The organism is Pseudonocardia autotrophica, from assembly GCF_003945385.1.
In the GTDB taxonomy this organism is placed as follows: Bacteria; Actinomycetota; Actinomycetes; order Mycobacteriales; family Pseudonocardiaceae; genus Pseudonocardia; species Pseudonocardia autotrophica.
The window spans coordinates 680,407-693,524 of the sequence record NZ_AP018920.1; the positions used below are offsets into that span (position 1 = coordinate 680,407).

The window sequence follows — 13,118 nt, forward strand, 5'->3', positions numbered from 1 at the left end:
CTCCCCGGAGATCCGGGGAGGGCCTCAGCCGTCGTGGAACCCGCCCAGCCGTCGTGGACCCGGCTCGGCCGTCGTGGAACCCGCTCAGCCGCCGGCGCGACGCGCGTGCGAGAGCAGCATCCGCCGTCCGACGAGCATCAGTACGGCCGACGTGAGCATCACGCCCGCGTTGAACGACCAGGCCACCGGGAAACCCTCGTGCGTGGCCAGCCAGCCGAACAGGATCGGTCCCGCGAACCCGCCCGCGTAGACGCCGAGCTGCACGATCGAGGTGGCCGCGGCGGGGGCGGACGGGTTCAGCCGCACCACCGCGAACTGCAGCAGTCCCGGCCACGCCCAGCCGAGCCCGAACGCCAGGACGACGCCGATGACCAGGGCCGGGGTGCCGGGGACGGCGAGCAGCACGAATCCGATCGCGCCCGCGGCGAGGCTGCCCGCGACGACGGCGACGTGCCCGCCGCTGCGCCGGTCGGCCAGCCAGCCGTGCAGCATCCGGACCGAGAGCCCGACGATGCTGCCCATCGTCAGGATGAGGCCGGCCAGACCGGGATCGATGCCCCGGTCGACGGCGGAGGCGACGAGGAAGATGCCCAGCGCGGTCGCGGTCCCGGCGGCCAGCCCGGCCGCCACGCCGATCACGGCGAGCGCGCCGGTGGCCCGGTCGCCCTTCGCCGGTCGCGCGGGCGGGGTGGCGTCCGCACGGGGGCAGGCGGCCAGCGCGGCCAGCGCGAGCACCGCGCCGATCACGTACGCCCACCGCCAGCCGACGGTCAGTGCGATCGCCGGGACCGAGAGTCCGGCGAGCAGGGTCGCGGCCGGGATCGCCGCCTGCTTGACGCCGAACGACAGCCCCATCCGGTGCGCGGGCACCGTCCTGGCGAGTGTCAGGTTCGACGACAGCTGGCCCATCACGTTGCACCACGCCCCGCAGAGCAGCAGTGCAACCAGCGACCAGTACGACCGCGCGCCCACCGCCATGACGGCCATCAGCACCGCGGCGCCGGCGACCGCGATCCGGCTGGTGAGCCGAGATCCGACCCGTTCGACGACCATCCCGACGGGCAGCGAGAACAGGGCGCTGACCCCGAAGTAGAGGGCCACGACCAGGCCGAGGCCGGCCGGGTCGAATCCGAGATCGGCGGAGAGCTGGACGGCCAGTGCGCCGGTGAGGAACACCGGCAGCACCGACACCGTGGTCACGGTCACCGCCCCGGCGGCCACCCGGAACGCGGAGGGCCCCGCGGGGGTGGGCACCGGGAGCCTGCTCGCGACAGTCACTTGAGCAATGCTAACCGACTGGCCGTTCCACCTCGAACGAACGTGACCTAACCCTGGATGCGGGAGGCGCCGCCGTGCGTGGCCCACTCCTTCTCGCGCAGCTCGAACTTCTGCACCTTGCCCGTCGAGGTCTTCGGCAGCTCGTCGACGATGTCGACGTGCTTGGGCGCCTTGTAGCGGGCGATCCGGGACTTCACGTGCTCGATGAGCTCGGCCGGCTCGGCGGTGTGTCCCGGCTTGAGCACAGCGAACGCCTTGCAGACCTCGCCCCATTTCTCGTCCGGGACGCCGACCACCGCCGCCTCCAGCACCGCGTCGTGCGACACGATCGCCTGCTCGACCTCGACGGTCGAGATGTTCTCGCCGCCGGAGATCACCACGTCCTTGGCGCGGTCGCGCAGCTCGACGTAGCCGTCCGGATGCACGACTCCCAGGTCGCCGGAGTGGAACCAGCCACCCGCGAACGCTTCGGCCGTCTTCTCCGGGTCCAGGTAGTAGCCCTTCATCACGTTGTTACCGCGCATCACGATCTCGCCCATCGTCGCGCCGTCGCGCGGGACATCGTTCATCTGCTCGTCGACCACCCGGACCCGGTCGGCGCAGACCATCCCGACGCCCTGGCGGGCCTGCAACCGGGCCCGTTCCTCGCCGTCGAGCGCGTCCCAGTCCCGCTGGTACTGGTTCACCGTGTACGGCCCGTAGGTCTCGGTGAGGCCGTAGACGTGCACGATCCGGAAGCCCATCCGCTCCATCTGCAGGATCGTCGTCGGCGACGGCGGAGCACCGGCGGTCGTGACCACCAGCTGGTAGTCGAGGGTGACCGCCGCCGGCGAGTTCATGATCGTCGTGACGACGGTGGGCGCCCCGTTGAGGTGCGTCACGCCGTGCTCGGTGATCAGCTGCCAGATGGTGTCGCCGCGGACCTCGCGCAGGCACACGTGGGTGCCGCCGATCGCGGTCACCGCCCAGGGCGTGCACCATCCGTTGCAATGGAACATCGGGAGGGTCCACAGGTAGACGCTGTCCGCGGAGTGCGACGAGTGCACGATCTCGCCGAACGAGTTCAGGTACGCACCGCGGTGGTGGTACTCGACGCCCTTGGGATTGCCGGTCGTCCCGGACGTGTAGTTGATCGTGATGGTGGCCCGCTCGTCGTCGACCGCCCAGGGCAGCGGCTCGTCCGAGCCGCGGGCCAGCAGATCGGCGTAGCTGGTGCCGGACCCGGCGCCGTCGCCCGGCGCCGCCGGATCGGTCACCGTGACGATCTCCCGGACCGTCGTCAGCTCATCGGCGACCGGACGCACCGTCTCGTACAGCACGTTGTCGACCACCAGCACCGTCGCGCCGGAGTGGTCGAGGATGTAGCGGACCTCCTCGGTGGACAGCCGCGTGTTGATCGCGACCAGGATCGCACCGGCCAGCGGCACCGCGAAGTGCGCGATCAGCATCTCCGGCACGTTCGGCAGCAGGTACGCCACCCGGTCACCGGGGCCGACGCCGGACGCGCGCAGCCCGTGCGCCACCCGGGTCGCCTCCGCCGCGAACTCGGCGTAGGTGTGCCTGCGGTCGCCGTAGACGATCGCGGTCCGGTCGGCGAAGACGTCCGCCGACCGCGCGAGGAAGGCGAGCGGGGTCAGCGGCGTCGTCCAGACGTCGGCGATGGCGTTGTCCTGGTGCGTCACGGGCGGCTCCTTCGCAGGCGGTGCTCTGCCGCGATACTCGTCGCCGTGCCCCGGCGCGGCAACTGCCGGACGCCGGGGGCGCGCCCGGTCAGCCCTCGATCGTGATGGCGGCCTTGGGGCAGCTCCGTGCCGCCTCCTCCACCTTCGGGCGGAGCGCCTCCGCCGGGTTCTCGTCGAGGATGTAGAGGTAGTCGTCGTCCCGCACCTCGAACACCTCGGGGGCGACACCCATGCACACCGCGTTGCTCTCGCAGCGGTCGAAATCCACGATGACCTTCATGGGGTCCATGGTGCCCCCGGGCGGCCTCGCGTGCACGACTGAGGATGCCCTGACCTGCGGTTATGCTTCCCTGTGCTGACGGCGACGGCGAGGGTCGCTCAGTGCCCGGACGCGGTGTGCGCCGGCTCCGGGGCGGGGGCCGGAGCAGGTGCCGGGGCCGGGTTCGCGCTGGCCTCGCGGGCCGGTTCCGAGCGCGGCGTGGTGGGCGGCAGGCCGAGCATCGCCGGCGCGCTCGCGGCGGTCGCCGCGGTGGTGGCGGGCCGGCTGTCGGCCGACTCCGGGATGGCGACGGCCGGCCGGTCCGAGGGGGACTCCAGCAGTGCGGCGATCCCGAGGACGACGCCGAGGGCGAGCGGGCCGGCCAGCGCGACGAGCCGGGTGCGGGTCCCGTCCATGACGAACCTCCACGTCGGTCGACGACCGCGCGGGGATGCGGGGGAGCGGGTGCGGCCGTCGTCAGCTGATCGGCCGACGTGGCCGGGCCGTTACCGGCCCGGCCCGGTGAGGTCAAGGAAGGCCCGCGTGGACCACCTGAAAGGCGTCACTCCCTGCGCAGGATCGGCCGGAGGGTGTCGAGGACCGACGCGTCATCGATCGTGGAGGGGACGGCCTCGTCGGCGCCGTCGGCGATCCCGCGCATCGTCTTGCGGAGGATCTTCCCGGAGCGGGTCTTGGGCAGGGCGGGGACGATCGCCACGTCCTTCAGCGACGCGACCGCACCGATCTGGTCGCGGACCAGCTGGACCAGCTCGGAGCGCAGCCGGCTCTCGTAGCCCTCGGCCTCGGCGTCGACCCCGGACTTGAGCACCACGAACCCGCGCGGGATCTGGCCCTTCATGGTGTCCGCGACCCCGATCACCGCGCACTCGGCGACGTCGGCGTGCGAGGCGAGCACCTCCTCCATCCCGCCGGTGGACAGCCGGTGCCCGGCGACGTTGATCACGTCGTCGGTGCGGCCCATGACGAAGATGTAGCCGTCGGCGTCGATGTGCCCGCCGTCGCCGGTCAGGTAGTAGCCGTCGAACGCCTGCATGTAGGAGTTCACGTAGCGCTCGTCGTCGTTCCACAGGGTGGGGAACGCGCCGGGCGGCAGCGGCAGCTTCGCCACGATCGCGCCGTCGACGCCGGGCTCCGCGGGCCGGCCGGTCTCGTCGAGTACCTGCACGTCCCAGCCGGGCATCGGCCGGGTCGGCGAGCCGGGCTTGATCTCCAGCAGCTCGACGCCCGCCGGGTTCGCCGCGATCGGCCAGCCGGTCTCGGTCTGCCACCAGTGGTCGATCACTGGGATGCCGAGCAGGTCGGAGGCCCACCGGTAGGTCTCCGGGTCGAGCCGCTCGCCGGCCAGGAACAGGTAGCGCAGCGAGGAGACGTCGTGCTGCGCGAGGAAGGTCCCCTCCGGGTCCTCCTTCTTGATCGCCCGGAACGCCGTCGGTGCGGTGAACAGGGACTTCACCCGGTTCTCGGCGACGACCCGCCAGAACTGACCGGCATCCGGCGTGCCGACCGGCTTGCCCTCGTAGAGCACGGTCGTGGCGCCGGCGAGCAGCGGTGCGTAGACGATGTAGGAGTGGCCGACGACCCAGCCCACGTCGGACGCGGTGAAGATCGTCTCGCCGGGGCCGACGTCGTAGATGTTGGGCATCGACCAGGCCAGCGCGGTGGCGTAGCCGCCGGAGTCGCGCACGACGCCCTTGGGCTTGCCGGTGGTGCCCGAGGTGTAGAGCACGTACAGCGGGTCGGTGCTGCGCACCGGCACCGGATCGGCCGGGGTCGTCTTCGCGACGGCCTCGGCCCAGTCGACGTCGATCGGGCCCAGCTCGGCGGTGGCCTGCTCGCGCTGCAGGATCACCGTCGCGTCGGGCTTGCGGTCCGACAGCTCGATCGCCTTGTCCAGCAGCGGCTTGTACTCGATGACCCGCTTGCCCTCGATCCCGCAGGACGCCGACACCACGACCTTCGGGCCCGCGTCGTCGATCCGGACCGCGAGTTCCTTGGCGGCGAAACCGCCGAAGACGACCGAATGGACCGCCCCGAGCCGCGCGCAGGCCAGCATCGAGATCGCCGCCTCGGGGACCATCGGCATGTAGATCACGACCCGGTCGCCGCGGGTGACGCCCAGATCGCGCAGCACACCCGCGAAGGTCGCGACCTCGTCGCGCAGCTGCGCGTAGGTGTAGCTGCGCCGGCTGCCGGTGACCGGCGAGTCGTAGACGAGCGCGGTGCGGTCGCCGTGCCCGGCGTCGACGTGCCGGTCGAGCGCGTTGTGCGCGACGTTCAGCTCGCCGTCGGGGAACCAGCGGAAGAACGGCGGGTTCGAGTCGTCGAGCGCGGTGGTGGGTGCGACGTGCCAGTCCAGGGCTCGGGCCGCGCGGAGCCAGAAGCCCGCGCGGTCCTCGACGCTGGAACGGAAGATCTCCTCGTAGCCGGCCACGTGCCCCGCCTCCCTCTCCTGCTCCCGGCGACCCGCACCGGCCACCGTCCGTGGGGTACGACACTAGGAGCTGCCCCCGACAGTTCGCAGCCTCCCGCGTCCGGGTGTTCCGGGCGCCCGTCCGAACGGAGAGTCCGCTCGGCGTTCCCGTTCGGCCGGTCGTCGCAGAGTGACCGGCAGCCTACGTAACGTGATCGGGTGACGGGTCGACACAGCGTGTGCGGGACCCGGCGGGCTGTACCCGGCCGGGCCGGAACGGACGGAGGCGGACGCACGTGCGGCGTGACGGTCGTTGGCACACCCCTGCGGCGCTCGCCGTCCTGGCGCTGCTCCTGGCCGGGATCACGTTCGCCGGTTGCGGCCGAATGCTCCCGGTCGCCGCGGGTGCGACGGGCTGTGGGCCCGGCTGGGCGGCCGGATGGCACGCCGCTCAGCAGGCGGTGCCCGGTGACCAGCTCGCCGGCCGGACGCTGCGGATGGTCGTGCGCCCGCAGGCGTCCGGGGACGAGCTGCGGCTGCGGCTGTCCAACCGGCACGGCGACGGGCCGCTGCACGTCGGATCGGTCACCGTCGGGCGGACGGCTGCCGGAGCGGGAACGACGGAGCCGCGGCCGGTGTCGACCGGCGGGCGATCCGACGTCCGCTTGGAGCCCGGCACGGAGGTGCTGACCGATCCGCTGCCGGTCCCCGTGGAGCGGGGGGTGCCGCTGACGGTGAGCCTGTACCTGGCGCAGGTCCCGGCGACGATCAGCTCCCATCCGGTCGCCATGCGCACGGCGTGGCTGTCCGGACCGGGGGATCGGTCCGCGGAGCCCGGGGCGGACGGCTTCGGCACCACGTTGCAGTCGTGGCCCGTGCTGGCCGGGCTCGACGTGCTCGCACCTCGACCGGTCGGTGGGGTGCTGGTGATCGGCGACTCGATCGTCGACGGCGTCGGCAGCACCCCGAACGGTGACGACCGGTTCTCCGACGCGCTGGCCGCCCGGCCGGCGTCCGGGGAGGGGGCGACGACGGTGCTCAATGCGGGGCTGTCGCGCAACCAGCTGCTGCAGGACGATCCGCCCGCCGGCGGGGACGCCCCGGGGACCCGGTTCGACGTCGACGTCGAACCGCTCGCCGGGATCCGTGACGTGATCCTGCTGATCGGCACCAACGATCTCGCCGCAGGAGCCGGAGAGGGCGAGCTGGTGGCGGGCCTGCAGGCGTTCGCCGACCGGGCCCGGGCGTCCGGACTGCGGGTGTTCCTCAGCACGATCCCGCCGTCGACGAGTGGTGGGCGGGACGCCGAGGCGGTCGTCGCGACCCGGGACCGGGTCAACGAACGGATCCGCACCGAGGGGCCGCACTGGGCCGACGGGGTGATCGACGCCGCCGCGGCGCTCGCCGATCCGGGTGACCCGACGCGACTGCGACCGGACTACGACTCCGGCGACGGGCTGCACCCGTCGCCGGCCGGATACCGGGCACTGGCGGCTGCGGTGCCGGTCGGAGCGTTGTCCGGCGCTCCCTGCCCGGCTCCGGCGTCCGGCTGAACCCTCGTCCCGGCCCACCGCGCGCGGTGACCGTTCCGTCACCCGGGAAGGGGCGTGCAGGCGCCTCGCACGATGGGTAACGTCTTGGTCACGGCCACAGCACGTGGCGGTATCGGCGAGACCCGGCACCGCGGCGCGACCCACGGACGGAACCCGGGGGTGTGCCAGGGACATGCGGCGCCCTGACTGCCTACGGGGAGGCGTCATGAGCATCGGTGCGAAGCGCACTGTCGACGAGGAGACCGGGTCCATCCCGGCCCCACGGAACGCGGCCGACGCGTTCAAGGTGTCCGACGACCAGGTCCAGAAGGCCCGTCTCGTCGTGGCGAAGAACTCCGACGATTCCGGAGACCTGCGCGAGCTGCTCGACATGCTCGGGCTGATCTCCGCGAACCCCGACCAGCCGCCACCGGTCGCCCGATGAGGGCCCCGGACGGGGTCTGACCGGCCACGACGGCGGAATGAGGGGGGTGCCTGCAGGGGGCTCCGGAGCGGTGTCGTATGGTTTCATCGCTCCCAACGGACAGCCGTTGAGGGAAGGTTGAGCCTCCTCGGTCATCCAAGCCCCCATCGTCTAGCGGCCTAGGACTCCGCCCTTTCAAGGCGGCAGCGCGGGTTCGAATCCCGTTGGGGGTACGGTTACACAGCAAGGCCCAGTGGCGCAGTTGGTTAGCGCGTCGCCCTGTCACGGCGAAGGTCGCGGGTTCGAGTCCCGTCTGGGTCGCTCCACTCTCAGGTACCCCGGTTCATCCGGGGGCCGGGGCCAGGTAGCTCAGTTGGTACGAGCGTCCGCCTGAAAAGCGGAAGGTCGGCGGTTCGACCCCGCCCCTGGCCACACCCTCTTACCAGCGGGTTCTCCGCGCTTCTTCTTCTCGATCATGCCGCTTGACGGCAACGGTGACGGCAACGCGGTCATCCGATCCTCCCGTCGAGCTTCTGCAGCGCGGCCCGCTTCTCGGTCAGCGACGCGTGTGCGTAGATCTTCATGGTCACGCCGATGTCGGAGTGGCCGGCGATCTCCCGGACGATGTGCGGCGGCACGCCCAGGTCCAGCAGCAGCGTGACGCAGGTGTGCCGGAGGTCGTGGAACCGGACGCGGTGTGCGCCCACCCGGGCCCGCAGCGGGTACCAGGAGCGGCGCAGGTTGTCCGGCTCCATCGGCGTACCGATCCGGCTCGGGAAGACCAGGCCGTGGTCCTGCCACGCGTCGCCGGCCTCGGACGCCTCCCAGGACTGTCCGGCGCGGTGCTTGCGCAGGACGTCCAGGCAGCGGCCGACGAGCGGGAGCGTGCGCTCCGAGGCATCGGTCTTGGCCGGGACGAAGCGCAGCTCGCCGTCGACCCGCTGGAGCGTCTGCACGATCTCCAGGTGGCCGGTGTCGAGGTCGACGTCGGACCAGCGCAGCCCGAGCAGCTCGGCGCGGCGCATGCCCAGGTAGAGCGTCAGGACGTAGAGCGCGTGCAGCCGGTCGTCCTGGCTGGCCTCGATCAGCTCGTGGGCCTGCTCGGCGCTGATGCCCCGGTTGACGCGGTACTTCGGCGACGGGACGCGCACGAGCTGTGCGACGTTGCGCATGATCAGTTCCTCGCGGACCGCGTTCTGCAGCGCGTTCCGCAGGACGGCGTGCACCTGCTGGAGCGTCCGGATGGACGGGAAGCTCGCGCAGCACCGTCCGACCGCGCAGCACCGGCGGCGCTTCTCCGGGCGTCGCGCGTCGATCTCCTCGGCGCAGCACCGGCAGCGGTTCTGCACGTGGGCCAGGAGCCGGCGGACGTCGGCGGCCTGGAGCGCGGTGAGCCGCCTGGTGCCGAGCACCGGGACGATGTGCACCCGCACGACGACCTCGTAGCCCTGGTGGGTCTTCGGCTTGCTGTTCGGCCGGACGACGTGCTCCAGCCAGTACGCGAGGTACTCGCCGACCTTCCAGCTCCGGGTGGGCATCGGGATGCCGTCGCGGGACTGGCGCTGGAGGGCGGCCAGCTTCTCGACGACCTCCTTGCGGGTGCGGGCGTAGACCCGCCTCCGCCGGATCGTGCCGTCGGCGATCAGGACGTAGCAGGCGCCCTCGTAGCGGCCGTCCTGGCGCTTGTAGATCGTCCCCTCGCCGTTGGCGCGCTGCTTGCCGGTGCGGGGGGCGGGGAACCGCTCGTCGGGCGTCGGTTCGGTGGTCACGCGACCGCACCCCGTCCCGTGCGCTCGCGGTCGGCGATGGCCTCCCAGGACCGTGCGGCGTCGAGCCAGAAGCGCACCCCGTCGTCCGCGGCGGCGCGCGCCGCGATGACTGCCAGCCGGTGCACACGGTGGGTCTCCAGCCGGTCGGCGGCGGAGCGTTCGAGCACGGCCCACCAGCGGGCCCGGCGACGGTGCAGCTCGGCGAGCCGGTGGGCGTGCGCGGCGCGCTCTGCGGCCGTCGCCGGGTGGTGTGCGTGAAGGCCGGAGAGCGCGGCGGTCGTCCGGTCGAGGCCGGCCACGACGACGTCCAGGAACAGCGACCGGCTGTCGGCGTAAACGGCGTTTACGGCGGGTGCGCTCATGCCGCGTCCTCACCGAGCGACTCGACGAACTCCCGCAGCGCCTCGGCAGGGATGAGGCGGGCGCGGCCGACCTTGTGGGAGCGGAGCTGACGGGTCCGCATGAGGTCGTAGACGCGGCTCGTGCTCATCCTCAGCACCTCGGCGGCCTCCTTGACGGTGAGCAGCAGCGGGTCCATGTCAGGGCTCCTTCCGTGCGGTCATGGCGATGCGGTCGCAGTACTCGGCGTAGGCACCGAGGTAGGGCACCCGGACGCGGACGACGTCCCGGCCGGGCGCGGAGAGGACGGCGACGCCGGGCTCGGCGGTCGCGTGGCGTTCCGCGAGCTCGCGGACGGCCGGGCCGTGCAGCATCTCCAGCGAGTCGCCGGGGACGCGGAACGAGAGGCGCAGGGCGTACTGGTCGCGGGCGTAGCCGCCGCCCATCGCCTCGGCCTCGGCGCGCTGCGCAAGCGTGATCACGCGGAAGCCGACCTTGCGGCCCTCGGACAGCAAGCGCAGGTTCGCGGCCCTGATCCGGTCGAGGACCGAGCGCTCGCCGCGCCCAAGCTTCGGCATGGCGCCGGCGGCTCGGAGCAGGCCGGGGAACTCCTCGACGACGACCACGAACAGCGGCACGGCCGGGGACGGCTCGATCTTGTCCACGCGGTCCGGCAGCGCGGCCAGGCGTTCGTCCATCACGCCCACTAGCCGTTCCAGGAGCGCCGCGTGCTCCTCGAGATCCGCGGTCCCGGTTGCCTGCCACGGCCGATGCACCGTGCCGTCGTAGGGACAACCGAGCAGCAGGCCGGTGATGTCCGAGCCCGCGATCCGGACGTCGTCGGCCGCGGCGAGCTGGGCGAGCAGGCCGTAGGCGAACTGGGACTTGCCGGCGCCGTTCTGACCCTGGAGCGCGACGTGCGCGGCGTCGGCGAAGGTGTGCCCGAGCGCGTCGCCGAACTCGTCGCGTCCGAGCAGGACCGGGTCCTGGCACGTGCCGACCGTGATGCGCGGCAGCGCGAACGGCTCGGTGAGTGGGTCCTGGTCGAGCAGCTCGACACGGACCCACCGGCCGCCGTGCGGCACGACGCGCAGCGTCTCGAACCCGAGGCTGTGCGCGAGCCGGTCGCCGACCCGGGAGAGGTCCTGCGGCTCCTGACCGGGCAGCAGCTCGACGAGCACCGTCGTCGGTCGGTCGACGACGATCCGGCCGACCCTGGGGGTGCGGACCGTCGGCCCGGTGGCGGTGTCGGTGGTCCGGCTGACGCCGACGCCCTCGCAGGCGTCCCGCCACACGAAGCGCAGGTGCTCGGCGAACGCCCAGCACTCCTGCTCGTGCTCACGGTCAGCCCGGCGGTCGGCCCAGGAGCGCCGTGTGCGGCCGAACCAGCCGCCACCGCGTGATCGGTCGGGCGGGAACGGCAGGAGCGCCGTGGCGGTCATGACGCCCTCCGCGGCACCGGAAGCAGGGCGGGGGAGAGGGCGGCGGTGAACGCCCAGTCCCCGCACTCCGGGCACTCGCCCAGCGCGGGCGGGTATTCGGTCTCGCAGCCGCGGCAGACGAACACGACGCCCGGGTCGGTCTCGGCGGCCATCAGCTCGCCTCCGCCTGCTTGGTACGCGGGCCGGTGGCGGTCAGCGAGCGGACCTCCTGGCAGCGATACCAGACCTGCGCACCGACGACCTGGCCCTCGCGGTTCTTCTTGTCCATCACGCCGATCTCGAACCCGACGAGCTGGACGGGCTCGGCCGGCCCCAGCTCGGCGCCCGGCTGGTGGTGGGCCGTGATACCCACCTTGATGATCTCGTTGGTCGAGCGGCCGAACTGGCGGAAGCTCGCGACGAGCTGTACCTCCCACTTCGGCACGCCGTCCTTGGACGTCTCCTGCACGTCGGAGCCGAAGCGTGTCTTCGGCTCGCCGGACAGGAAGAGCACGCGCTCGAACGTCGCTGCCTGGTCGATGGCGTAGATCTGCGGCACTGGAATCACCCCGTGGTGTCGGTCCTCTAGACAGGTTCGACGGTAAGTGCAAGACGCTTAGGTGTCTAGAGGAGTTGCCGTCACCGAACGGAGTGCACCCGATCGGCCCAGGTCAGCGAGCTGGAATGTCGTACTCCAGGACATACGCCGGGGCGGCCTTGAGCGTGTCGCAGACCTCGACCGGGCGCCCGGTCGTGTCGTAGGCGGTCCGCAGGACGACCATCACCGGCACGCCGTCGGTGAGCTGGAGGCGGCGTCGCTCGTCGGCGGTGGGCATGCGGGCCGAGACCTCCTCGGTGAAGTGGTCCAGCTCGTGGCCCAGCTCCTCCAGGCGCGCGTAGATGCCGCCCGGGCCGGTGTCGTCGGCGACGATGGGGGAGCCGGCCGCGATCGAGGCCGGGACGTACGAGACGGCCGTCTCGACGGGCTGGCCGTCGGCCAGGTAGCGGCGGGACCGGACGACGACGTCCCCGCCATCGCCGAGGCGCAGGCGGTCGCGGATCTCGTCGGGTGGGCTGGCGGTCGAGACCTCCAGCTGGTCGACGCGCGGGGTGAAGCCGGTCTTTTCTGCCTCGACGCCAAACGCGGCGAGGCCGGCCTCGCGATGGCGGCGGGCGAAGCGTTCGGAGGCGAGGCGGCGGACTTGGACGGGCTGGCTGACGAAGACGCCTCGACCCTGCTCAGCGACGACTCGACCCTCGGAGCGAAGCTCCTGGATCGCCTGCCGGGCGGTCATTCGGGCGACCTCGTAGTGCTTCATGAGCTGAGCTTCGGACGGCAGCTTGTCTCCTGCCACCAGCTCGCCTCGAGTAATGGCAGCGCGAAGCTGGTCGGCGATCTGACGGTAAGGCGCGCGGTCACCCGAGCGGTCAAGGCTTCCGAGGTGCACTGTCTCGTCTCCAGGTGCCTAGACGACTATGTTGCTGGACAAGCCTACCGACGGTGGTCCCTCCTGGAGGTCCCTGTGTCAGAACCGCCGAGACATTCTGTAAGTGTGGCCGGAATAGTAGTGGATGAAGCGGGTAGGGTCCTAACCATTCAGCGGCAAGACAATCTGCATTGGGAGCCCCCGGGTGGAGTGCTGGAAATGGATGAAACTCCCGAAGCTGGAACGGTACGTGAGGTGCTCGAAGAAACTGGCATACAGGTCGAAGTCGAACGCTTGACTGGCGTATACAAGAACATGCAACGCGGAGTGATTGCTCTCGTCTTCCGGTGTAAGCCAGTCGCGGGTGCTCTATCGACCTCCGATGAGTCCCGGCGTGTCGCGTGGAAAGATCGTGCGGCGATTCTCGAAGAGATGACTCTAGTCTATAGAGTACGTGTTGAAGATGCGTTCGACTGCGAGCATGTCGCAGTGCGGAGTCACGACGGAAATCGGATACTGTCAGACTAGACCTCTTTCCCGATAGTGTGATACAAAA

The 13,118-nt window shown here is 71.5% G+C and carries 15 protein-coding genes and 3 tRNA genes; 6 read left to right on the forward strand and 12 right to left on the reverse strand.

The genetic code is table 11. The features are described 5' to 3' along the window. Positions 1-84: 84 nt before the first annotated feature. From Pdca_RS03310 to Pdca_RS03330, 5 genes are all read right to left on the reverse strand, one after another. Positions 85-1,278, reverse strand: a complete 1,194-nt coding sequence (locus tag Pdca_RS03310) for an MFS transporter (protein ID WP_085916182.1) — start codon at positions 1,276-1,278, stop codon at positions 85-87. A gap of 47 nt (positions 1,279-1,325) precedes the next feature. Further along, positions 1,326-2,960: an acyl--CoA ligase family protein gene (locus tag Pdca_RS03315; protein ID WP_373865548.1), complete on the reverse strand. Its 1,635-nt coding sequence runs from the start codon at positions 2,958-2,960 to the stop codon at positions 1,326-1,328. A gap of 88 nt (positions 2,961-3,048) precedes the next feature. Beyond that, positions 3,049-3,240: a ferredoxin gene (locus tag Pdca_RS03320; RefSeq protein ID WP_085916181.1), complete on the reverse strand. Its 192-nt coding sequence runs from the start codon at positions 3,238-3,240 to the stop codon at positions 3,049-3,051. 98 nt (positions 3,241-3,338) lie between these two features. Beyond that, a complete protein-coding gene (locus Pdca_RS03325; RefSeq protein ID WP_085916180.1) occupies positions 3,339-3,635 on the reverse strand; it encodes a hypothetical protein in 297 nt (98 codons plus the stop codon). A gap of 146 nt (positions 3,636-3,781) precedes the next feature. Then, complete coding sequence (locus Pdca_RS03330) at positions 3,782-5,671, reverse strand: propionyl-CoA synthetase (RefSeq protein ID WP_085916179.1); 1,890 nt, start codon at positions 5,669-5,671, stop codon at positions 3,782-3,784. A 275-nt stretch (positions 5,672-5,946) separates the two neighbouring features. On the opposite strand from Pdca_RS03330, the gene Pdca_RS03335 reads away from it, so the two are divergent. From Pdca_RS03335 to Pdca_RS03355, 5 genes are all read left to right on the forward strand, one after another. Beyond that, a complete protein-coding gene (locus Pdca_RS03335) occupies positions 5,947-7,203 on the forward strand; it encodes a GDSL-type esterase/lipase family protein (RefSeq protein WP_085916178.1) in 1,257 nt (418 codons plus the stop codon). 205 nt (positions 7,204-7,408) lie between these two features. Beyond that, positions 7,409-7,627 (forward strand): hypothetical protein, encoded by a 219-nt coding sequence (locus tag Pdca_RS03340; RefSeq protein WP_085916177.1) that lies wholly within the window; start codon positions 7,409-7,411, stop codon positions 7,625-7,627. A gap of 139 nt (positions 7,628-7,766) precedes the next feature. Continuing rightward, a tRNA-Glu gene (locus tag Pdca_RS03345) sits at positions 7,767-7,839 on the forward strand. Between the two features lie 14 nt (positions 7,840-7,853). After that, a tRNA-Asp gene (locus Pdca_RS03350) sits at positions 7,854-7,927 on the forward strand. Positions 7,928-7,964: 37 nt separating this feature from the next. Further along, positions 7,965-8,038: transfer RNA gene (locus tag Pdca_RS03355), tRNA-Phe, on the forward strand. Between the two features lie 77 nt (positions 8,039-8,115). Here the strand turns inward: Pdca_RS03355 and Pdca_RS03360 are convergent. The 7 genes from Pdca_RS03360 to Pdca_RS03380 all read right to left on the reverse strand — a co-directional run bounded on the left by Pdca_RS03360 (position 8,116) and on the right by Pdca_RS03380 (position 12,583). Continuing rightward, a complete protein-coding gene (locus tag Pdca_RS03360) occupies positions 8,116-9,375 on the reverse strand; it encodes a site-specific integrase (RefSeq protein ID WP_085916176.1) in 1,260 nt (419 codons plus the stop codon). Next, on the reverse strand, positions 9,372-9,737 hold the full coding sequence (locus Pdca_RS03365; protein WP_085916175.1) for a hypothetical protein: 366 nt from the start codon (positions 9,735-9,737) through the stop codon (positions 9,372-9,374). The genes Pdca_RS03360 and Pdca_RS03365 overlap by 4 nt, the downstream gene beginning before the upstream one ends. Then, on the reverse strand, positions 9,734-9,913 hold the full coding sequence (locus Pdca_RS03370; RefSeq protein ID WP_085916174.1) for a helix-turn-helix domain-containing protein: 180 nt from the start codon (positions 9,911-9,913) through the stop codon (positions 9,734-9,736). Before Pdca_RS03370 ends, Pdca_RS03365 begins: the two co-directional genes overlap by 4 nt. 1 nt (position 9,914) lies before the next feature. Beyond that, on the reverse strand, positions 9,915-11,156 hold the full coding sequence (locus Pdca_RS35275) for a hypothetical protein (protein WP_085916173.1): 1,242 nt from the start codon (positions 11,154-11,156) through the stop codon (positions 9,915-9,917). Continuing rightward, complete coding sequence (locus Pdca_RS35280) at positions 11,153-11,308, reverse strand: hypothetical protein (protein ID WP_158092328.1); 156 nt, start codon at positions 11,306-11,308, stop codon at positions 11,153-11,155. Before Pdca_RS35280 ends, Pdca_RS35275 begins: the two co-directional genes overlap by 4 nt. Continuing rightward, positions 11,308-11,694 (reverse strand): hypothetical protein, encoded by a 387-nt coding sequence (locus Pdca_RS03375; protein ID WP_085916172.1) that lies wholly within the window; start codon positions 11,692-11,694, stop codon positions 11,308-11,310. The genes Pdca_RS35280 and Pdca_RS03375 overlap by 1 nt, the downstream gene beginning before the upstream one ends. Positions 11,695-11,806: 112 nt before the next feature. Beyond that, positions 11,807-12,583, reverse strand: a complete 777-nt coding sequence (locus Pdca_RS03380) for a GntR family transcriptional regulator (protein ID WP_085916171.1) — start codon at positions 12,581-12,583, stop codon at positions 11,807-11,809. 105 nt (positions 12,584-12,688) lie between these two features. Between Pdca_RS03380 and Pdca_RS03385 the strand changes: the two genes are divergently transcribed. Continuing rightward, a complete protein-coding gene (locus tag Pdca_RS03385) occupies positions 12,689-13,090 on the forward strand; it encodes an NUDIX hydrolase (protein ID WP_197719907.1) in 402 nt (133 codons plus the stop codon). Positions 13,091-13,118 lie beyond the last annotated feature (28 nt).